Below are 21,159 nucleotides of genomic sequence, written 5' to 3' on the forward strand. Positions count from 1 at the left end.
TAAATTAACCAATAGATTACAAACTCGCATCGGCCTTAAAACGCTCGCCATATTGCGCCTCTAGTTTGCTAAAAACTTCATTGAGTTTATCATGACCAAAATGCTTAGCATAATTCATCGGCCCTCCACGGAATGGTGCAAAACCAGTTGCGAAAATCATTCCACCATCCAACAAATCGCTATCGGCAACAACTCCTTCACGCAAACAGGAAGCTGCTTCATTGACCATCCGTAAAATCAAGCGATTAGTGATATCCTTTCCTGACTTAGTACTTCTTAGCTTTCGTTTAATGGGTTTACCATTCTTATAGCGATAAAATCCTTGCCCCGTTTTTCGTCCAAGCTTGCCTTCTTTAACCATTTCTCGTAATTTTGGTGGAACTGTACCTCCAAAATGCGCGGTTAAATTTTCGGCAACAGCGAGACAAACATCCATACCCACTGTATCGGCTAGCTCAACAGGCCCCATCATCATTCCAAATGATTTTGCTGCCTCATCAATTTCTTCACCACTATAACCTTCCTCAAGTAATTGTACACATTCCATGAGATAAGGCATTAACACCCGATTAATCAAAAATCCTGGACTTGATTTCACCGGTAAGGGCAAGCGAGCGATTTGATTAACAAATGCGCAAGCACGTTGACTAATCAGTTTCGCTGTTTTTGCACTACTGACGACTTCAACTAATTCCATCTTAGCAACAGGATTGAAGAAGTGAATGCCTACTAAACGTGTTGGATCCTTCATTATCTGGCTAATTTCATCTAATGGAATACTTGAGGTGTTCGTAGCGATGATCGCATCTTTTTTCGCTTTCGCTTCAACTTCCTTCATGATTGATTGTTTGACTTCAAGGTTTTCAAACACCGCCTCGATAACAACATCGGCTCGTGCAATTCCATGCCCATCTGGATCAGGAATTAAACGATCCATCGCTGCTTGTATCAGTCGTGGTTGATGAAGCTTCTTTTTAAATAAAGCATACGCGCGGCCCAGCGCAGGTGCAATTTGAGCGTAGGTTTTATCTTGCAAAGTGACGTGGATTCCACGTAATGCGCACCAAGCAGCAATATCTCCCCCCATTACTCCAGCCCCAATAACATGCACATGGTGGGCTTTAAAATCGCTGTCTTTAGCAAAACTCTTTAGCCGTTCACGTAATAGAAAAACTCGAATCAAATTCGCAGTAGCATCTCCATTACTCACTAGTTGCTCTACTGAATCAACTTCTTTCAAATAAGCACGTTCCCCGACTCCGCCTTCCTTGTCCCACAAATCAAGAATCGCATAAGGAGCTGGATAATGTTTCTTGCTCAAACGTTTTGCAACCTGATGACGAAGTATTGGTGACAAAATGGAACGAACCCAAGAATAATTAGTCAAGGCTTGCAGCATTCCGGGCTTATGTTTTGGAGGTTTATTTTCAATAAAATAAACTGCAGCACGCTTCAATTGTCTTAACGGCACGACGTCGTCAACGAATCCCAAACGCTTAGCTTTGCTTGAAGCAATAGGAGCTCCGGTTAAAATTACTTTAGAAAGAGCATCAAATCCACCGATTAAACGTGGGAGTCGGACTGTTCCCCCCCAACCAGGGTGAATGCCCAAGAAAACCTCAGGTAAACCCAAGCGAGTTTCTTTCTCATCCGTAGCGATACGATAATCACAGGCCAGAGCAAGCTCTAAACCGCCTCCCATGCAAAAACCATTTATCATCGCCACTGTTGGGATGGTTAACGCTTCTAAACGAGAAAAGACAGCTTGGCCCTTTCTTAGAAAATCCACTACTCCTGCTGGACTCTTGAATTGAGTAAACACATGAACATCAGCACCTGCAATAAATCCTTTTTCTTTGGCTGAATAAATGATTAGACCTTTCGCATTTGGAATTTGAGCGACTTCTTGTAAAAGCCCATTTAGTTCATCTAAAACCTCATCGTTAATAACGTTTACCGTGACATCTTTGCGATTAAGCCCTAACCAAATGATATGGTCTGCATCTTGTTGCATTTCCCAATGTTTATAGTTGCTCATGTTCTTTCACCTCGGTCACACGTTCTAGATACATTGCTCCTCCTTGTCCGCCACCAATACAAATGGCAGCCATACCATGATTTCCACCATGTTGTTTAAGTGACTGCAAAACATGCAACACAATGCGAGCACCACTAGCTCCAATCGGATGGCCAGCAGCAATTGCACCACCCTCTTTATTAAGTTGCAAAAGCGATGGAGCACCCATTGCTTGTTTTAACCCTAACTGCGTCCGACAATAATCTGCATCATCCCAGGCAGCTAAACAGCCAAGTACTTGAGCAGCAAAGGCCTCATTAATTTCCCAGCAGTCTAAATCTGCAGGTTTTAAATGATGGCGTTGTAAAATGGGAGTGGCTGCATGAACAGGTCCCAGACCCATTTGCGCTGGATCGAGGGCTGCCCACTGAGAATCGACAATACGTCCAATTACCGGTAAACCATATTTTTTGACCGCCTCAGCACTCGCAAGTAACAATAAACAAGCACCATCAGTGATCTGAGAACTATTTCCCGCAGTCACCATACCGTATTTTTTATCAAAAAATGGTTTTAATTTTCCTAACTTTTCTACTGTTGAATCGGTACGAATTCCATCATCTTGTGGATAAACATGGCCTTTATTATCAATAATGGGTACTACTTCATCCATTCTTCCTTCTACGTAGGCTTGTGCTATGCGTTGATGACTTTCGCTAGCAAATTCATCCATTTGCTCACGTGTAATATTGAAACGATAGGCAACTTTTTCAGCCGTTTGCCCCATGTTCATACCTACGATTGGATCAGTGAGACCACGAAGCAGAGCAATAACCGGAGCAAGATAGGAGGGTCTGAATTGAGAGACTAAACCGAATCGTTGACCAACGGTTTTCGCGCTATACCAACGAGCTAGCCAGGCAGCCATCTTCTCATTAAATAATAAGGGGGCATGGCTCATGGCATCAGTACCTCCTGCTAATACAAGGTCACTGCGACCATTAGCAATTTGCAATGCGGCATTATCAAGGGCTTGCATACCAGAAGCACAGTTTCTCATCACTGTGAAGGCCGGCACCTTCTCTCCACAACCCAAACGTAAAGCAATTACTCGAGCTATATTTGCTTCATCGGGACCTGGCATAGCGGAACCGATAATAACCTCATCGATATCCATAGGAGAAATAGGCAAGCGGTTTAATAATGACATTCCAGCTGCCACCGCCAAATCTGATCCGGTGAAAGGTCCAACTCCTTTTGCTTTTAGGAATGGGGTTCGACATCCATCTACCACATATACCTCTCTACCACTTAAATTCGACTTCTGCTTCATTACTCCTCCTGATACCTAACCGACAATTTCCAAATTTCTTAAAAGATAACAGTAAACCCGAATTTTGGAAATTATCTAAGTAAAATCATTTAGTAAACTTGTCTTCTTTTATACTAGCTTAAATCAGAGCTCAAAGTTTTCAAACTGTAGAGACTCAAAATATATTGTAAAGCTTGCGCTTTGGGGGACGAAAAATAAGAAGTAGAAATTAAAAAATTGAATGTAAATAATAGAGTTGACGCCGCATAAATACCTGATATACTTCGCCTCCATCAACACGGAGAGATGGCCGAGAGGTCGAAGGCGCTCCCCTGCTAAGGGAGTATGGGAGAAATCCCATCGAGGGTTCGAATCCCTCTCTCTCCGCCAGAACAAAAAGAACACGCGCCCGTAGCTCAGTTGGATAGAGTATCTGGCTACGAACCAGAGGGTCGGAGGTTCGAATCCTTCCGGGCGCGCCATTTAGTCAATGACTTACGTGAATTGCAATAGATGCTCGTAGTCACTATGACCTGAACGTGACGTAAATATTGCCATCAAAAATTTTTGATAACTGCTCGATTAAGCGGCCTTATCCGCATTTGCCCCGTTTCTATAGATTAACCATCAATTATGACTTAGTAACGGCATCCACTATCCCTATTCGACGACATCTAAAATTCAATGCTGAAGCATCTCTCTTCCATGCAGAATACATCAAATATTTGCTAAGCGTGAAAAACTGGGGCACTTGATGTAGCCTTAAAAAGGCTTGAGCCGTGTGCGAGGAAACTCGCATGCTCGGCTATTAGAGGACTACTCTTCGGTAATGAGGGGTGGTCACTCAACTCCATTACTTGCCGCACCCCAATCTATATACACAAGAAAAAGTTACTTGTATTATACGCACCTAATTTAAGTCTTGAATCAAAAATTAACCTTGGTTTAAGCAGCTCAGGTGTAATGAAAATGGCAAAAGATAAGACTGAACAAAAGAAGGCTAAACTTTCTTTTTTTCCTACCTTTTTTTCTACTCCTAAGGTAGAAAAAACTAATGCTCCACCAAGAGATTATCTATCCCTAGCCAAGAGATATACTCCAAAACCAGAAACCTTCCTTTTAGCGGGAGCGACTGCACCTCTGGAATTATTGACTATCAAACGTATCGCAGATCCTAAATATAAACTTACCCCTTATTCCGGAATAATGAAAGAACTCGGTATAAAGGGTCTTATTCAAGGCTGGGGTGCTAGAGTTCTTTATTGCTCTGTAGGAACGTTTACAACAATAGGTTTGTTAGACTACACCGACAATAATTTGTTCCTGACAACTGTTTTAAAAAACCCCTTAAATTTACCTCTTTCTCTTTTTTCTAATGCCCAGCAAAATGGTAAAAATCTTAAAGAATCGTTTAAATTTGTGGGTGGTAGTGTATTTAATCTAACGGTTAATGCTTCCTTCCTTGCAAGAAACTTCGCTGGTATTCTTTGTTGGGAAATGGGGGTTAAAGTCAGGGATTACATTTACAAGTCTTCAGGTGAATCGAATACACAAGGGGCAACCACTGCTGCAATTCTCACTTCTGGGATTAGCGCAACGATAATGAATGCCTGGTTAAAACCTTTTTTTACAGGGAAAGGTCCTTTAGGACTGAAATTGGCTATCGCCAATGCACTTCTTAAAGATTGTTGGCCGCTTGCAGGAAGGGAGTTTATTTCAACAACAATGTATTTCATCAATAAGCCTTTTCCAGAAAAGGAAAAGCAAGAACCAGTAGAAGAGCCAGATAATGAGGCTACAATCCGTCCGAAGTAGGCCTAGTGCATAGCTAGACCTCCTTTTCGGACAATATTTGTTCCCAATTTAAAACTGCTTAGAGAAGCACGGTGAAACTTCCAAAGACTCAACACCTAAGATTGTATGAAGCTTTTTTAAAACTACCGCCTTGAAAAGGTTATCTGCCACAGCCCTCATCGCTTCTTCCAACCTAATTTTCCATCGTGCAATAAATTGATCTTTGGGAATATGTTCAAATTCAAGATTACCAACAGAGCTGTGTCTTACACCCATTAATACGTTAGAGGATTTTCAAAGGAAACCGGATCGGTAAGATGATACCGACCCAATAGTTCATCAATTTTAAGAATTTAACAGACTTTTAAGCCAAGCCTTTGCCTCTTGATTCACTTTATCGTCTTTTAAAACCAGCTCATAAACGGCTTTTTTGCGGGCAGTTTCTTCACCATACATGTCATCTAAGGCCTTAGACCACAAAGTTAATACCGTAGAGGCAGACGTTTTTCCTACTTGTTCGAGAATGCTATAAAGCCTGTCCTTCCAATAAGCATCTAAAGCTTTCTCTAACCAGGCCATGAGTTCTGGTGTTAAACCGATCTCATCAAGACCTTTTCCTTCTCCAAATCCTTTTTCCCATTTTTTGGTTCTTAGATGAGCATATTTTTTACCATAGATTCCATTCACCCACTCCATGTATTTTTTCCCTAAACGAATACTTTTATTGGAGTTCGGATCTTCGTTGAGATTTTGTTTCAGTTCATCCAATAATTGATACCATTGATTTTCAAACGCCGCTTTTTGCTCAGGCGTTTTATTAGCTTTCATTTCATTTTCAAATTCTACATATTGTTTTAATTCTTCGGGGGTGAATATTTCTTTAACCCAACCCTGTTCAAGATGCTCAGTCATTCTATATACCTCTATAAGTTGAATAATGGTTTCCCAAGGAATCGATTGATTGTTATCAACTGAGCCAATAATGCTTCTCAAAGTTTTTGCTCCCTCGAGTAGAGTGGCGGCCTTTTGTTCTAACACCTGAGCTTGGCTGTTAAAATGTATGAGCGCAGAACTTTCTTCAGCGAGAAAGGTTTTGATTTGTGACAATTCAAAACCAAAAAACTTTAATGCAATAATTTGCTGCAATTTCAATAAATCCCTCTCAGAGTAAATACGATAGCCATTGAGTTGCCGCAATGAAGGCCTAAGCAAACCAATACGATCATAGTGATGCAGTGTTTGCACTGAAACGCCGGTTAATTTACTTAAGTCTTTTACGTACCATTGAGTCATCGTGCTCCCTCCTTAAATGCAAAGCTAAGGTATATAGCAACAATAGGGTCAAGCAATTTTGTTAACATTTTCTCTGATATCTTTAGTGCTTAATTATTCATCATCCGCTGCTTCTTCCCTTTTATCGGGTAAAAAGCCACCGACCTGTGCATCCCAGAGCGTTTTGTATAAGGAGCCACGATTCAGCAGTTCTGTATGGGTGCCGTCTTCAACAATATGACCTTTATCGAAGACTAAAATTCGGTCCATATGCAAAAGTGTAGATAAGCGATGAGCAATAACTAAAGTTGTTTTTTCTTGCATCAGTTCCCATAAACTGTCTTGAATATTTGTTTCTGTCACCGAATCAAGCTGTGATGTAGCCTCATCCAGCATTAAAATCGGAGCATTTTTTAATATAGCTCGAGCAATGGCAATTCGCTGGCGCTGGCCGCCTGAGAGTTTAACCCCACGCTCCCCAACCAGGGCCTCATAAGCTTCAGGCAAAAAGCTTATAAATTCATGAGCATGTGCTTTTTGCGAAGCTGTAATCACTTCTTCATCGCTGGCATCTAATCTACCGTAGCGTATATTATCCATCAAACTTCGGTGAAAGAGTGTAGGGTCTTGTGGAATCATAGCAATGGTTCTTCTTAAACTCTCCTGACTGACCTCGGATATATCTTGACCATCAATCAAAATTTGACCTTCTACAACATCGTAAAGTCTTAAAATTAGATTCACAAAAGTTGATTTGCCACTACCTGAATAGCCTACCAAACCGACTTTTTGACCCGCTTCAATCCTCACAGATTTATTTTGAAAAAGAGAATAGCCTCCGTGATAATTAAATTTAACCTTGGAGAATTCAATCAGACCTTGAGTGACTAGTAATTGATCTGCGTTGTTTTTATCCTCGATATCATGCGGTATTGCTAATGCTTTTAGACTTTGCTTGCATTTACCAAGAGCTTGGTTAAATTGATCTACTTGGTACATGGTGTACCACATCATATGGCCCAATTCCATGGAAATCCCAAGAATCAAGGCAAAATCGCCAATACTCACTAGCCCTTTGCTATACAAATTAATTAAGGCAAACGCAGCCAATCCCATCAACACGGCAATCATTCCGCCCTGCACGCAGCATAATAGGACAATAAAGAACTCTTTCTTTTGAAATGCCTTCTGCACTAGTTGGAAGAAACGGTTCATCCGCTCTACTTCATAGGTTTTCTGTGAAAAAATACGTATGTTGGAGTGGTTAGAAAGACTATCAACCAATTGACCAGAAAGCTGGGATTCAGAACTTGCATGCTCATCGGACAATTGAACTAAGCGTCTTGACATCCAAATGCTAAATGAAGCAAAGGCAATGAACCAAAGGAGCAATATATAAAAGAACAAAATATTGACATAAAAAGCGGTAATAAATGACACAATCAGCAAGGAAGTACCACGAAGAAAATCCACCGACACACGATGCAAAATCGTCTCAATATTCTCAGCAAGGGTTGTAATTTGATCGGAAATACGCCCCGACAAATTATCCTGAAAAAATTGCGCGCTAGATCCCAAGACATACTCTAACGTTTGCTTAATGATTTGGTTTTTGATGACCGCCTCGTATTTATAATTTAAAAATCCAATCGTTCTCCAGGTTACATTGTCAAAAATGATAAAATTTAATACCAATAAACCGGCTATCCAATACAAAGAAGACAGGTCCATACTGCTCTTCGCTACCAAGGTATTGATGAAGGACTTAATCAATAAGCTATTAAACGGCCCCCAAAATCCGGATAACAAAGCGAGCAGAATAAATAAGGCCACTACGGCTTTATAGGGTTTTAAAAAATGCCAGACAAAAGAGCCTAAATGATTAGGGAAATGATTAGCATTCATGGTTAATTACCTCAAAATTTGCTTCATTCAACCGATGTATCTTTCCTTGATGAAATTGATACTTGGTTTCAATGTGAATAGATTCTAAAAAGTCCTTGTCATGTGATATGACCAACATAGCTGCGGGGAATTTGCATAGAACCGCAATAATATGAGTACGTGTCTCTAGATCTACATTATTTGTAACCTCATCTAAAATAAGTAATTTAGGGGGATTTGCAGCAATCAAGGCCAAAGAGAGCCTAGCCTTTTCGCCACCTGAAAGATTTTTAACTTGGATGTGCACCTCTTCATTTTTACGAAATAAAAAATCGTTTAAATGCGCTCGAATTTCAGCCTGAGATGTATGAGGTCTATGAGTTATCATCAAATCCAATACGGTTTCCTCTGGTTTTAAATGCTGATAATGCTGATCAAGTTTTCCTAAAGCATTGCCAGAAGGAACTATCCATTCCCCCGTCCTATTGATTTTAATATCTCCCAAAAGAGCTTTCACAAAAGTGGATTTACCTGAAGCATTATCTCCGATTAATGCAACTCGCTCTTGAGCATTAAGATGAAAATGAATATCTTTTAGAATCAGAGGTCCCTGTTCATAAGCAATAGAACCACCTTGAATCCTTATTAGCGGTTTATGATGTGCCAAACCATTTATTATAAATTTGGGCTTTATAAGCTCAGGTTGGTTAAGAGAGGATAATTCCTCTAACAATCGCTGCTTTTTATGGCTAAGGTGACTTAATCGCTTATCGCTCGTTGTAATCGCATTAGCTAATTTCGTGTGAGAGCGAATCGTTGGCCATTTGCGGTGGGCGATTTTCTTTTCGCCTTGACTACGCGAACGCTTGTTGCGCTCTTGTTCTTTCATTAAAGCGAGATGGGCCTCTTTCTTTTGTCGAGCGAGCATGATTAATTCTTGCTCAATGGATGTTTTCTTCTGCGCAAGCATTCGCTGATAATCAGAATAAGCACCTCTAAATACCGTAATCTTTCCTAAATCAATATGCCATAGCGTATCGGTGACCGCATTGATTAACTCAGTATCATGAGAAACAAGGACCAGAGTGCCGGGATAGTGTTTTAGTAATCGCATTAAAGAACGTCGATTGTGGCTATCAAGATGGTTTGTAGGTTCGTCTAACAACAGCAGATTAGGATTTTCAGACAAGATCTTAGTGAGGACTTGATTTAGGCGTTGACCACCACTTAAGCTTGGAAAATCTTCAATGATCTGGGGTAAATGACCCACATGCACATCATGCGGCAGTTTAATATCGCCAGCAGAAGGTGAACAAAGCCCAGCGAGCATCTTTAATAAGGTGGATTTACCCGCTCCATTACGACCAATCAGTGCAATGCGTTCACCGAAATGCATCTCGGCACTAAAGGATTCAAAACAGATTTTCTGCGGATAGATAAGACTTAGATCATTAAATTGAATCGGTTTATGGTTCATGAGTTACTCTTAAGTGTGTCTGCTAGGACAATAAAAAAAACAGAAAGTCGAAACCGACTTTGTTCACTTTGCCCTATAGATGGGCGTACTTAAGATGTAATTTTCATGACGCACTAAACCTTGCTTATTGAGTTTTTATGGGTATTTTTTGATTTTAAATTAAACTGATTGCTAAAGTCAACATCATATCTAATTTTGCGTAGAGTTTAAATTTAACCACTTGTCTTGAGGAGGCTGCCTGTTAATAGTAGGTAGAGGATATCCTCAAGACAGTTGCTACGGTATTATTAAATATGGATTTTATGTTGAGGAAAGGCGCGAAGATGGACAACAAATACCCCGAAGTGATTACCCGGTTTCTCCGCAAGGAAGAGCGATTAGTTTTGTCTCAAGAACAAGAAATGCCCTTAGTTATTGAAGCAAAAAAGAGAAGAGATGCGCCTTTTTTACAAGATTTTCTCGCTAAGCATACAGCGCCAATTCTAGAAGATTTGGCAGAATACGGGGCTATCCTTCTAAGAGGATTTGACATTAAATCCGAGGAGATTTTTGAGCAAACCCTATTAAGCATCAAAAATTTTCGCGGGATAAGTGATGTCTTTATGTCTGAAGAAGGACGTGTTCTGGTTGAGGATAGAAAATATGTTTTTCATACCAATGCGGTGTATAAAACAGGTGGTACCTTATATCTTGGTGGTTTTCATAGTGAAAATTACTATAGCACAGATGTTCCTACTTATATTTCTTTCTGCTGTCTCAAACCTTCTACACGCGGTGGAGAAACAGGTTTAATCAATACGGAAAAAGTTTATCAATTTTTAAATGAAGAATTGAAAGAGAAATTAAAGAATAACTCTTTTTTTGTTTCCAAATGGTTATTCTCTGAAGTTGCAAAACGCTACCAACTTTCCGCAGTTGAAATTGAAAAACTCTGTGAGCGCTTTAATCTTCCTATTATTGGCAAGGGTAATCAACGATTTATTCTTCTCTATAAACCCAGTGTTTTTGAAAATCCAACGACGCAAAAAAAAGCCCTGCAAATTAATTTTTTTGAATTGATTTCATTGAATGTAGAGCTAAGAAAATGCTTCATGAATGACTATCCGGGAGAACAATGGTTTTGGCATCGATTTGTTTGGCACTTATCGCCTGCCGTATTAAAAATTTTAGAGCGCATCTACATCAGCTTTGCTTCCTTTTTCCATTCCCCGAAAGATGCTCTACAAATTTTTCTCACAAAATTAAAAACAATTAGAGCCTCGCGTAGCTTAGCTGAATTTAATAATACCCGCGTTGGGGCTTGCTTTAATGACCAAGATATTAAAGAGTTGGCTCAATTAATGCGCAATTACTATTGCTCTTGTTTATGGCAAAAAGGAGATATTTTATTAATTGATAATAGAAAAGTAGTGCATGCTGGTATGCCTGGTGCTGGACCAAGATTAATAAGGGCTATGATTTGTAATCCGCTGCAAATGAATTACACCGAAAATACCCCCGGACTTTTAGTTTGTGATGATAAAGCAGATGAAACAGTTGGGGCTTACGCAGCTCGGGGATTGTCAAAGAGACCGCGATAGCTAAGCTTCTGATAAGAAGGCTAATTCTTGCTGGCGATAAGGCATCTACAAAAACAATGACCTATTTAAATGAAATGGACAGAAAGTTCATTAGTTGTTGAATCCAATATTTTGATCTAGGGATGAACACTTCAACTTGTATTAATAAGCTATTAATATTATTTTGTTAAAGCCTTTGTTTGAAATAAAGACAGGAGTCTTTAATGTTTACTACTATTGAAAATCTATCTCGCAAGCAAGACAACCTAGCGGCCCTATTAGAAGCGGCAGTCAGAGATAATCCTGAGAAAGATAGATTAATAGCGCTCATCTATACACAAAAAAAATTATTAGAACAACTATCAAAAATAGCTTCGACACACATCGGTTTAGAACAATTAGTAAAGATGGTTTCGACAGATATTGATTTGAACCTATATTATTGGTCAATCATAATGATGTATTACGATTATTATCAGTTGCAACAACAATCTCTGGCAGCTAATTTGGAGTTCATGTTCTTCGGATTGCCTCTTCGAAAATCTATAGAAAATTATTATCTTCCCAATTTACCTCTTCCAAAAGAGAAGGAGAAAAAGAATTCAAAAACAGAGAGTCTGGATTCTAAGACAACTCGAACTCACTCTACATTTTTTCAAGAAATTGCAAACGCTACTCCAGGTCATAAATATCCGCAATTAATACCAAATGACCGACAAATAAATATAAAAGAAATCTTACAAAAACTCAGTGATGAATTAGCCCAGATGAGCAAAGAAGAGCAGCAACAATGTTATTATGTGCCTTAAGAGGATTGATGTTGGGCTTTGTCGGTCAAACAGCTACTAATTATTATAACGGCAGCGAAAAACGAAAAGAAGCGCCCTGATTTTCAATATTCTCTACCCAAATTTCACCTTCATGTGCTTTAATAATTTTCTCACAAATTGCTAAGCCCAATCCTAAGCCATGTTGAGTGACAGTTTGTTTGCTGCGATAAAATTTTTTGAATAATTTATTTTTCTCATATAACAAAATGCCTGTACCAAAATCATCTATGCTTACCACCATATTATTTTGTTCGATTTCAACTATTGCATGAATGGGTGAGTTGGGTGGAGAAAATTTAATCGCGTTTTCAAATAAATTAAGAAGTACTTCATGGATAAGCTTATCATCTACGCTGATTAGGGGAAGATTCTCAGGTATGATCAGTTGGATTGGTCTTTTTTCCAGAATTGTTACGGATGTTTTTATTACGGTTTCTATCATTGCTTTTATAGAACAAGGTATCTTATTAAGGTTAATTCCTTGTGATTCAAGTTCGATAACTTGATATAGATTATTGTTTAACCGATTGAGTTTATTTATCTCTCGATCAATCTCTTCTGCAGTCGCACTATTTTTTAGACTATTCACCGTATTGATCACTCTTTTCAAGGGAAAACATAAATCATTAAAAATAGATTTTAATAAAGCGGTTTTCGCGCGAACTTTTTCGGTTTCTAATTCTTTCTGTTTGGTTTTTTCGTATAAACGGTCCACTTCTAAAGCCAAAGCCAATTGATTGATGCATGCTTCTAGCATCCCTTTTTGTTCGGGCATCAATTGTTGTTGGGTTAGGGATTGAATTCTTAAAACGCCAATAACTTCTGTGGTTCCTTTGAGCGGTAGATAGAGGGCATCCGATGAGGACAAGGTGTCAGTCCCATAGCCTGCTATTTGTTGCATATCATAAACCCATTGAGCAATACTGAGTTCTTTTGCGTCCAAATGCGATTGAGGGGGGGAGCTCGCTTGGACCTTTAGGGTATTATTTTTGGGAACCAATGCCATCACTTTAGAGTCAAATACTCGGGCAATATGATTGACTCCTAACTCAAGTAGCCTAGCCATCCCGCGAGTGCTCATTAGTTTTCGACTAAAGGTATACAAAGAAGTGGTTTGATGCTGCGTGGATTGTGCTGCTTCAGCGCGTTTCCGACTTTGAATAGTTAACTGGCTAATAATTTGGGTAACTAATAACATCACCAAAAGCGTAAGCACATACTCAATATCGGATACGGCAAAACTATATATGGGTGGTATAAAGAAAAAATCGTAGGCGATGACACTAAGAACTGAAACCAAAATAGAAGGACCTGTTCGCCCGAAAAGAGCTACCATTGTTACTGCGAGTAAATACACCATCACTAAATTACTTGCAGCAAGATAAGGATAAAGCACCATATTAAGTGAGGTAGTAAGGATGACGATACCAACCGTCACAGCGTAGATTTTCCAAGAGGACTCTTGTGTTACTTTCGTTTTTATGCGGCTGGATTTAGAAACTTCACCCGTCATAATATAAATATCAATTTCACTACTATGACGAACAATTTCATCCGCTAAATTTCGACGAAACCAATCTCTAAAGCGAACGCGAATATTTTTCCAAATCATAATTTGCGTGACATTTTGTTCTTGAGCAAAATTAACGATTTCTTTTACGATATCAACTCCCATTAGCATATGAGTTTCTGCGCCGAGTAACTCGGCCAAACGCAAATTTTCCAACGCTTTTTTATGCTCTTCAGGGAGCGTCTGCAAAGACGGGGTTTCGATATAAACAGCCAACCAATCGGCTTGAAGACTATTGGCGAGGCGTTTTGCTCCTCTAATCAGTTTAAGTGTTTCGGGTTTTGAGCCAACACAAACCAGTATCCTGTCTTTTGTTGGCCAAATATGCTTTATCCTTTCGCCTTGCCTATACCACAATACATCGGTGTCCACACGTTCGGCAGTCACGCGCAAGGCTAATTCTCGCAAAGCGGTTAAATTGCCTTTGCGAAAAAAATGTTCGCAGGCGAGTTCGGCTTGCTCTGGAATGTAAACCTTCCCTTCGTGTAAGCGCTTGATTAAATCTTCTGGCGGCAAGTCAATAAGTTCAATCGTATCGGCTCTTTCTATCATTGAATCAGGTACTGTCTCTTTGATAGGCGCTTGGATAATTTTCGCCACACTATCTTTTAGACTTTCAATATGTTGAACATTCAGGGTGGTATAAACATCTATTCCGCGATCTAAAAGTTCTTTAATATCCTGCCAGCGTTTGCTATGTCGTAACTCTGATGGATTTGAATGAGCCATTTCATCGACTAAAATCAAGCCAGGATGTCGTCTTAGTGCAGCATCCAAATCGAACTCCATACACTCTTTACTGTGATACTGAACAATTTGCCGTGGTAAAATCTCAAAATTTTCTAATAAACGCTCAATATCTTTGCGGCCATGCGACTCTGCGAGGCCCACAATAACATCTAGTCCTTGAGCTCGCTTTTCTAGCGCATCCTCAAGCATTTCATGGGTTTTGCCCACACCAGGCGCTGCTCCCAGATAAATTTTCAGCTTTCCTTGGCTCTCCTTTCCTGCTTCTTTTTGAGCGCGGGCTAATAATTGATCAGGGTTTGGACGGGGCTTGCTCATTGCTAGTCCTTAAAGCATCTAATGCCAGATTTAATTGTAGAACATTCACGCGCGGTTCTCCCAATAAACCCCAAGTACGGTATTTAATTTGTTTATTTATTAATTCTAGTACTTTCGCTTCAGGAAGTTGTCGTACCTTTGCAACACGAGCAGCTTGGTAAAAAGCAGCATAAGGACTAAGCTCTGGATCAAGCCCACTCCCTGAAGCGGTCACTAAATCAATAGGAGTTAACTGATTATTTTCTGGATGCCATTGTTTAAGTTGGCTGATTCGCTCTTTCACTAACGCTAAAAAATCAGGATTTGTTGGGCCACTATTGGAACCGGAAGAAGCTGCGCCATTATAAGCATAGGCGCTAGTCATTGACGGCCTTCCCCAAAAATAAGCAAGGGATCTAAAATTTTGTCCAATGTATTGTGAACCAATCACCCTATTGTTTTGCAAAATTAGACTGCCATTCGCTTGGTAAGGGAACAATAGTTGAGCTAACGCGGTCACCATAAGCGGGTAAATTAATCCCGTAATTACGCTCAAGAGAACCAGCAAAATCAACGCTGTTTTTATTTGACTCATTGCTTCTTTGAACATATAAATCCTTTTACACTAATCCTAATCCAGCAAGGAACAGATCAATTAATTTAATCCCGATGAAAGGAACAATTAAACCACCTAAACCATAAACCACAACGTTTCTTCGCAGTATTTTCGCTGCTGAAGCATGAAGATATTTTACTCCCCGCAAAGCTAAGGGAATGAGAAAAACAATAATTATTGCATTGAAAATAACCGCGGACAGTATAGCGCTTTCTGGGGTTGCTAAATGCATAATATTTAACTTAGCCAAGGTGGGATAAGTGCCAGCAAAAGCTGCAGGTAAAATTGCAAAATACTTCGCGATATCATTGGCAATACTGAAAGTCGTTAATGAACCTCTAGTCATGAGTAGCTGTTTACCAATTTCTACGACTTCGATTAATTTAGTGGGATTAGAATCCAAATCAATCAAATTTCCGGCCTCTTTGGCAGCTTGAGTACCGGTATTCATAGCAACAGCGACATCCGCCTGTGCCAGCGCAGGAGCATCATTCGTCCCATCGCCGGCCATAGCGACTAAATACCCTTGCTTTTGCAGCTTGCGAATCAGTTTAAGTTTTTCTTCGGGCTTGGCGTTTGCTAAAAAATCATCAATGCCCGCTTCGCCTGCGATTGCAGCGGCTGTCAAGGAATTGTCTCCAGTGACCATGATGGTTTTGATTCCTATCCTGCGCAACTGCGCAAAGCGCTCGCGAATTCCCCCTTTTATAATATCTTTAAGATGAATAACACCCAGGATTTTCTGATCTTCAGCCACAACTAAGGCAGTACCTCCTTGACGCGAAATGGAATCGACAGTTTGTTGGACTGACTCAGGAAAACTACCACCTACTTCTTGAATATAATCTTTAATTGCTTCGGCAGCTCCTTTGCGAATTTGACGAGAATGAAGATTTGCACCACTCATTCGTGTTTCGGCTGTAAAAGGAATAAAGGTAGCGCCTAGTTTTGAGATGTCTCTGCCACGTAAACCGTATTTTTCCTTAGCTAAAACAACGATGCTTCGTCCTTCTGGGGTTTCGTCAGCTAGGGAAGCCAGTTGGGCCGCATCCGCTAAAACCTGTACGGTTAAACCTTCAGCTGGGATAAACGCTACTGCCTCACGATTCCCCAGCGTTACAGTCCCTGTTTTATCTAATAATAAAACATCGACATCCCCTGCCGCCTCCACCGCCTGACCCGACATGGCAATCACATTGGCTTGAATCATTCGATCCATTCCTGCTATACCTATCGCAGAAAGTAATCCGCCAATCGTTGTAGGTGCCAAGCAAACAAATAAAGCGACTAGGACAGAAATGGGAACGACTTTTCCGCTGCCCGCCGCAGTAACACTATAAATAGAGAAAGGCAAAAGCGTTGCGCAGACGAGTAAAAAAACAAGGGTTAACGCGGCGAGCAAAATGGTCAAAGCCAGCTCATTCGGTGTTTTTTGCCGCTTAGCACCCTCTACTAAAGCGATCATATTATCCAAAAAGGTTTCACCGGGATTCGCCGTAATTCGCACAATTAACCAATCCGAAATAACTTGGGTACCTCCAGTCACTCCGTTCCTATCGCCGCCGCTTTCACGAATAACTGGCGCACTTTCACCCGTAATCGCACTTTCATTGACAGAAGCTATCCCTTGTATCACTTCACCATCACTGGGAATAAAATCGCCTGCTTCCACTAAGACATAATCACCGGCACTTAAAAGAGCGGATTGAATCAGGCTAACGCGCGCGTCTCTTTCGGGCTTAGCTAGTTTTTTTGCTTGAATTTCGCGACGCGCTTTTCGTAAAGCTTGGGCCTGCGCTTTCCCACGCCCTTCTGCCATACTTTCAGCAAAATTAGCAAAGAGCAGCGTGAACCATAACCACAAAGTGATTGCTAAAATAAAAATAGCCGAAGCCTCACCCTTTCCAACCAAGGCTTGAATAAATAAAGCACTAGTGACTAAGGAAGCGATGTAAACCGCGAACATGACTGGATTACGGATTTGATGAAATAAGGATAATTTTAAAAAGGACTGGTAGAGCGCCATTTTTATTATCTTGCTATCCCAAATCGATGAGGTTGTTGCCCTACTGTCCATGCTGTCCCCATAAAATAAGATGCTCAACGATGGGACCTAATGCGAGTGCTGGTAGGAAAGATAAAGCCCCGATAAGCAACATCACGCCAATGAGAAGAATGATAAAAAGCAGAGAATGAGTGTCTAAGGTGCCTACACTTTTAGGAACTATTTTTTTGCCTGCCAGTGCACCTGCGAGAGCAATGACCGGTATTGCTATCCAATAACGTGAGATTAACATTATCAAGCCGCCTACTAAATTGTAGAAAGGCGTATTCGCATTCAGCCCGGCAAAGGCACTTCCATTGTTGTTACCCATAGAAGTAAAGGCATAAAGCATTTCGCTAAAGCCATGTACTCCGGGATTGGCAATTGAACTAACACCTGCTTTAGTCACTGCTGCTATGGCCGTGGATAAGAGCACAATCAAGGGCATAATGAGAACAGAAATAGAAGCCATTTTCATTTCATAAGGCTCTATTTTTTTCCCTAAATATTCAGGAGTACGTCCTACCATTAAACCGGCAACGAAAACAGTAATAATCACCAGCATTAACATGCCATATAAACCAGAGCCCACTCCCCCAAAAATCACTTCCCCCAGGTGCATCATCCACAAAGGCATTAATCCACCTAACGGCATATAAGAATCGTGCATGGAATTGACGGAACCATTGGATGCGGCAGTAGTAGCGACGGCCCACATTGCAGAACTCACAATTCCAAAACGAGTTTCTTTTCCCTCCATATTTCCTGCCGGATAAACCGACGAGGGGGTAGGATTTACTCCCATGGTAATGATTGCCGGATTTCCTGCCTGCTCCACCATTACAGCGCACAGTGTAAAAGGAATGAACACAACGAGCATCGTGGCTAATAAAGCCCAACCCTGACGTTTATCCCGAACCAACATGCCAAAGCTGTAGCAAAGAGCAGCAGGGATAAGCAGAATTGCGAGCATCTCTAAAAAATTCGTGAATGGTGTGGGATTTTCAAAAGGATGTGCCGAATTGACATTAAAAAAGCCACCGCCATTGGTACCCAACTGTTTGATGGCAATTTGCGAAGCGACGGGGCCCATAGGAATCGTTTGCTCAGTGAGCAGCTTTGAATTATTAACGCTGGGTTGTAGCAAAGTTATTTTTTCATTGGCTTTTAAATTCTGAATCACCCCTTGCGAAACTAAAATTAAAGCAAAGATCAATGAAAGTGGAAGAAGAATGTAGAGTACGCCTCGGACCATATCCACCCAGAAATTGCCTAAATAACTTATTTCATGACCTGCTATGCCTCTTATTAAAGCCATCAATAAAGCCATTCCAGTCGCCGCCGAAAGAAAATTTTGCGTGGTAAGCGCTAACATCTGCGTGAGATAACTCATTGTTGTTTCGCCACTATAAGCTTGCCAATTGGTATTGCTTGCAAAACTGGCGGCAGTATTAAACGCTAAATGAGGTGACGGCGCAGAAAAATGTTGCGGATTGAAGGGAAGATAAAATTGCAGTCTTTGGAGAATATAGACTGCTAATAATCCTATTAAATTAAAAACAAGCATCGCAATAAGATAAGCTTTCCAATTCATTTCTCGGTCTGTCTGAATTCCACAGCAGCGGTAAATCAATAATTCAAATGGGCTCCCAATCCGAGCTAACCATCCTCTTCCTTCATAAACTTGCACCATATACCAGCCCAAGGGTTTAACAAGAAGAAGTAAAATAAAAAGAAAAAATACTATTTGCGATAAACCGATTTCAGTCATCTTAGAATCCTTTCACTCACTGAATCAAAAAAATTCTGGTTTAAATAAAACAAAAAGTAAGTAAATCATCAAGCCTAAGGTGATGGCGCTACAGATCAGATAAGTAATCATTGCTTACTCCGAGATAGTGAATTAAAAAAAATGATTAATCCGTGACAAAGGATAAAAAAGAGTAAGGTTCCACTGAGAATAACTAAGTCTTCCATCTTGTCTCTCTCGTTTTATATCAATAGCTTAAGCTAATTGTGATAACTGTTAGAACAGACTAGGTTTCATCATTAAAATAGGTATAATGCGCCTTTTAGAATTTTGTTGCTAGCCTTAACAAATGGATTTGTATGAAAAGAGACAGTTTTTATTATTGCCTTCTCATTGGAATACTTTACTTTCCCTTTACTGTTATTGCTGAACCCGCTAAACAAAAGACATCTCAGGTACAAACCCAGTCACCAGAACCGAAAAGAAGAGCAAAACCCGCTCCATTTGACTCTATTTTTCCAAGTACTGAATATTTGGGGCCGACTATTGGTGTGCCGAATTCAGATCCCGTGTATCCCATCAACAAATTTATTTGGAAAGCTATCCCTGCTTTAGAAAGAAAAAACATTAGGATCTATGGTTGGATTAATCCTTCCTACAATGCGAGTAGCTCAAAAAACTCCAACTACCCTCTTACCTACTCTATAGTTCCCAATCGCATCGAGCTTGAGCAATCCGTTTTACGTATCGAGCGATTACCTGATACGGTTCAAGTAGAAAATATTGACTGGGGATTTAGACTTTCTAATATTTACGGTATGGATTACCGTTTTACCACCTCACAGGGCTATTTTAGTAGTCAATTACTTAAACGTAATAAGTTGTATGGTTATGATTTAGTCGAAGCGTCTGGACAACTGTATTTTCCCCTTGTTGCAGAAGGGATGGTTATTACCTTTGGGCGTTATATTTCCCCTCCAGATATTGAAGCCCAACTTGCACCGCAAAATTATTTAGTGACTCATTCACTGATGTTTACCTTTGATACTTATACGCAAACAGGCGTCAATACTGCTATTAAACTTAACGACACCTGGACTGTTCTGCTAGGTCTGCACGCGGGCAGTGATGTCGCTCCTTGGACAAATGCGGCTCATCCGACCTTTCAAGCGCTTATTCGCTGGGTTTCTCGATCTAATAATGATTCATTATGGGGAGGAGTCAATTCAGTCAATGGAGGACGTTTCAAGGGATTCCACGATAATATACAGCAATATAACCTCACCTGGACTCATCGATTCACAGCAAAATTTTTTACTGCGACGGAAATGTATTTCGTCTATCAATATGATGGTGCAAAGGGAGGAACTTGTAATTTTGGCCCCATAAAATCTTACGGTGGCGGTGGTGGCTGCGGTCCTATAATTCCTGGGCGTTCAAACTCGTTGGGGATCGTTAATTACACGGAACTCAAAGTCAGTGACAAAGATTTTATGTCTTTTCGTACTGATTTTTTTGATGATTATCAAGGGCAACGAAGTGGTTTTGCGACCTCCTACATGAGCCTAACCTTAGGATTGACCCACCAATTTTCAAATTTTTTGGAAGTAAGACCAGAAATTCGCTATGAAAAAGCATTCAGATATCAAGTGAGGCCTTATGATAATGGCACTCGAGGCAATCAAAGAGTATTTGCAATCGATGCCATTCTTCGTTTTTAGGCGAATTGAGGGTGGGGGCCTTGGACTAACATTCTACCGAATTCAACTCTTTCTGTGGTAATGGATTTGTTAGATCCAGACCCATCCTAGGTTGATTGAACTGCTTCCACCAGATAACCCCCTTCACTCTTGCTATAATTTAATTGAGCAATTAAGTTTTATACCAAGGAAGGTTTTATGCACCAATTTCAATCAAAGGAATGCGCTACTATTTATCAAACCAGTGCTCGAGATATCACTGTTATAAAAGGTAACTCTGGCGTTCTATA

The 21,159-nt window shown here is 40.3% G+C and carries 14 protein-coding genes and 2 tRNA genes; 6 read left to right on the top strand and 10 right to left on the bottom strand.

Annotated features, from left to right (window positions below; all coding sequences use genetic code 11):
• Window positions 1–16: 16 nt before the first annotated feature.
• Window positions 17–2,038, bottom strand: a complete 2,022-nt coding sequence (locus Ldro_RS00455) for a 3-hydroxyacyl-CoA dehydrogenase NAD-binding domain-containing protein (protein ID WP_058494455.1) — start codon at window positions 2,036–2,038, stop codon at window positions 17–19.
• Entirely contained in the window at window positions 2,025–3,350 is a 1,326-nt protein-coding gene (locus Ldro_RS00460) for an acetyl-CoA C-acetyltransferase (RefSeq protein ID WP_058494456.1), read from the bottom strand. Before Ldro_RS00460 ends, Ldro_RS00455 begins: the two co-directional genes overlap by 14 nt.
• A gap of 279 nt (window positions 3,351–3,629) precedes the next feature.
• On the opposite strand from Ldro_RS00460, the gene Ldro_RS00465 reads away from it, so the two are divergent.
• From Ldro_RS00465 to Ldro_RS00475, 3 genes are all read left to right on the top strand, one after another.
• Window positions 3,630–3,719 (top strand) — tRNA-Ser (locus tag Ldro_RS00465).
• Between the two features lie 15 nt (window positions 3,720–3,734).
• Window positions 3,735–3,811 (top strand) — tRNA-Arg (locus tag Ldro_RS00470).
• Window positions 3,812–4,298: 487 nt separating this feature from the next.
• Window positions 4,299–5,144: a hypothetical protein gene (locus Ldro_RS00475; protein ID WP_131764323.1), complete on the top strand. Its 846-nt coding sequence runs from the start codon at window positions 4,299–4,301 to the stop codon at window positions 5,142–5,144.
• A 324-nt stretch (window positions 5,145–5,468) separates the two neighbouring features.
• Here Ldro_RS00475 and Ldro_RS00485 read toward each other — a convergent pair whose 3' ends face one another.
• The 3 genes from Ldro_RS00485 to Ldro_RS00495 all read right to left on the bottom strand — a co-directional run bounded on the left by Ldro_RS00485 (window position 5,469) and on the right by Ldro_RS00495 (window position 9,756).
• Window positions 5,469–6,416, bottom strand: a complete 948-nt coding sequence (locus tag Ldro_RS00485) for a MerR family transcriptional regulator (protein WP_058494459.1) — start codon at window positions 6,414–6,416, stop codon at window positions 5,469–5,471.
• 93 nt (window positions 6,417–6,509) lie between these two features.
• Window positions 6,510–8,300 carry an ABC transporter ATP-binding protein gene (locus Ldro_RS00490; protein ID WP_058494460.1) on the bottom strand — a complete coding sequence of 597 codons (1,791 nt, stop codon included), beginning with the start codon at window positions 8,298–8,300 and terminating at the stop codon, window positions 6,510–6,512.
• On the bottom strand, window positions 8,290–9,756 hold the full coding sequence (locus Ldro_RS00495; RefSeq protein WP_058494461.1) for an ABC-F family ATP-binding cassette domain-containing protein: 1,467 nt from the start codon (window positions 9,754–9,756) through the stop codon (window positions 8,290–8,292). Before Ldro_RS00495 ends, Ldro_RS00490 begins: the two co-directional genes overlap by 11 nt.
• 323 nt (window positions 9,757–10,079) lie before the next feature.
• Here Ldro_RS00495 and Ldro_RS00500 point away from each other — a divergent pair, with 323 nt between their 5' ends.
• Together Ldro_RS00500 and Ldro_RS00505 are read left to right on the top strand one after the other, a co-directional pair.
• A complete protein-coding gene (locus Ldro_RS00500) occupies window positions 10,080–11,336 on the top strand; it encodes a TauD/TfdA family dioxygenase (protein ID WP_058494462.1) in 1,257 nt (418 codons plus the stop codon).
• A gap of 203 nt (window positions 11,337–11,539) precedes the next feature.
• On the top strand, window positions 11,540–12,124 hold the full coding sequence (locus Ldro_RS00505) for a hypothetical protein (RefSeq protein WP_058494463.1): 585 nt from the start codon (window positions 11,540–11,542) through the stop codon (window positions 12,122–12,124).
• Between the two features lie 43 nt (window positions 12,125–12,167).
• Here Ldro_RS00505 and Ldro_RS00510 read toward each other — a convergent pair whose 3' ends face one another.
• Genes Ldro_RS00510 through kdpF form a run of 5 tightly spaced genes read right to left on the bottom strand, consistent with a single transcriptional unit; the run spans window position 12,168 to window position 19,301 of the window.
• On the bottom strand, window positions 12,168–14,780 hold the full coding sequence (locus Ldro_RS00510; RefSeq protein ID WP_065235871.1) for a sensor histidine kinase: 2,613 nt from the start codon (window positions 14,778–14,780) through the stop codon (window positions 12,168–12,170).
• The gene (gene kdpC / locus Ldro_RS00515; protein WP_058494464.1) at window positions 14,755–15,369 is read right to left on the bottom strand and encodes a potassium-transporting ATPase subunit KdpC; all 615 of its coding nucleotides are present in this window, start codon (window positions 15,367–15,369) and stop codon (window positions 14,755–14,757) included. The genes Ldro_RS00510 and kdpC overlap by 26 nt, the downstream gene beginning before the upstream one ends.
• 10 nt (window positions 15,370–15,379) lie before the next feature.
• Window positions 15,380–17,452 (bottom strand): potassium-transporting ATPase subunit KdpB, encoded by a 2,073-nt coding sequence (gene kdpB, locus Ldro_RS00520; protein WP_058494465.1) that lies wholly within the window; start codon window positions 17,450–17,452, stop codon window positions 15,380–15,382.
• A complete protein-coding gene (gene kdpA, locus Ldro_RS00525; RefSeq protein ID WP_058494466.1) occupies window positions 17,442–19,190 on the bottom strand; it encodes a potassium-transporting ATPase subunit KdpA in 1,749 nt (582 codons plus the stop codon). Before kdpA ends, kdpB begins: the two co-directional genes overlap by 11 nt.
• 24 nt (window positions 19,191–19,214) lie before the next feature.
• Window positions 19,215–19,301, bottom strand: coding sequence for a K(+)-transporting ATPase subunit F (gene kdpF / locus Ldro_RS16955; RefSeq protein ID WP_083497860.1), 87 nt, complete (start codon window positions 19,299–19,301; stop codon window positions 19,215–19,217).
• Window positions 19,302–19,528: 227 nt separating this feature from the next.
• On the opposite strand from kdpF, the gene Ldro_RS00530 reads away from it, so the two are divergent.
• Window positions 19,529–20,890, top strand: a complete 1,362-nt coding sequence (locus tag Ldro_RS00530) for an outer membrane beta-barrel protein (RefSeq protein WP_058494467.1) — start codon at window positions 19,529–19,531, stop codon at window positions 20,888–20,890.
• The last annotated feature ends 269 nt before the right edge of the window (window positions 20,891–21,159 follow it).

This window comes from Legionella drozanskii LLAP-1, from assembly GCF_001467585.1.
GTDB classification, from domain to species: Bacteria; Pseudomonadota; Gammaproteobacteria; order Legionellales; family Legionellaceae; genus Tatlockia; species Tatlockia drozanskii.

Excerpts from the sequence above, each read along its gene's own strand:
- Ldro_RS00475 (WP_131764323.1), top strand. The coding sequence starts at position 4,299 with ATGGCAAAAGATAAGACTGAACAAAAGAAGGCTAAACTTTCTTTTTTT.
- Ldro_RS00495 (WP_058494461.1), bottom strand. The coding sequence starts at position 9,756 with ATGAACCATAAACCGATTCAATTTAATGATCTAAGTCTTATCTATCCG.
- kdpA (WP_058494466.1), bottom strand. The coding sequence starts at position 19,190 with ATGACTGAAATCGGTTTATCGCAAATAGTATTTTTTCTTTTTATTTTA.
- Ldro_RS00500 (WP_058494462.1), top strand. The coding sequence starts at position 10,080 with ATGGACAACAAATACCCCGAAGTGATTACCCGGTTTCTCCGCAAGGAA.
- kdpB (WP_058494465.1), bottom strand. The coding sequence starts at position 17,452 with ATGGACAGTAGGGCAACAACCTCATCGATTTGGGATAGCAAGATAATA.
- Ldro_RS00460 (WP_058494456.1), bottom strand. The coding sequence starts at position 3,350 with ATGAAGCAGAAGTCGAATTTAAGTGGTAGAGAGGTATATGTGGTAGAT.
- Ldro_RS00490 (WP_058494460.1), bottom strand. The coding sequence starts at position 8,300 with ATGAATGCTAATCATTTCCCTAATCATTTAGGCTCTTTTGTCTGGCAT.
- kdpC (WP_058494464.1), bottom strand. The coding sequence starts at position 15,369 with ATGTTCAAAGAAGCAATGAGTCAAATAAAAACAGCGTTGATTTTGCTG.
- Ldro_RS00510 (WP_065235871.1), bottom strand. The coding sequence starts at position 14,780 with ATGAGCAAGCCCCGTCCAAACCCTGATCAATTATTAGCCCGCGCTCAA.
- Ldro_RS00485 (WP_058494459.1), bottom strand. The coding sequence starts at position 6,416 with ATGACTCAATGGTACGTAAAAGACTTAAGTAAATTAACCGGCGTTTCA.
- kdpF (WP_083497860.1), bottom strand. The coding sequence starts at position 19,301 with ATGATTACTTATCTGATCTGTAGCGCCATCACCTTAGGCTTGATGATT.
- Ldro_RS00530 (WP_058494467.1), top strand. The coding sequence starts at position 19,529 with ATGAAAAGAGACAGTTTTTATTATTGCCTTCTCATTGGAATACTTTAC.
- Ldro_RS00505 (WP_058494463.1), top strand. The coding sequence starts at position 11,540 with ATGTTTACTACTATTGAAAATCTATCTCGCAAGCAAGACAACCTAGCG.
- Ldro_RS00455 (WP_058494455.1), bottom strand. The coding sequence starts at position 2,038 with ATGAGCAACTATAAACATTGGGAAATGCAACAAGATGCAGACCATATC.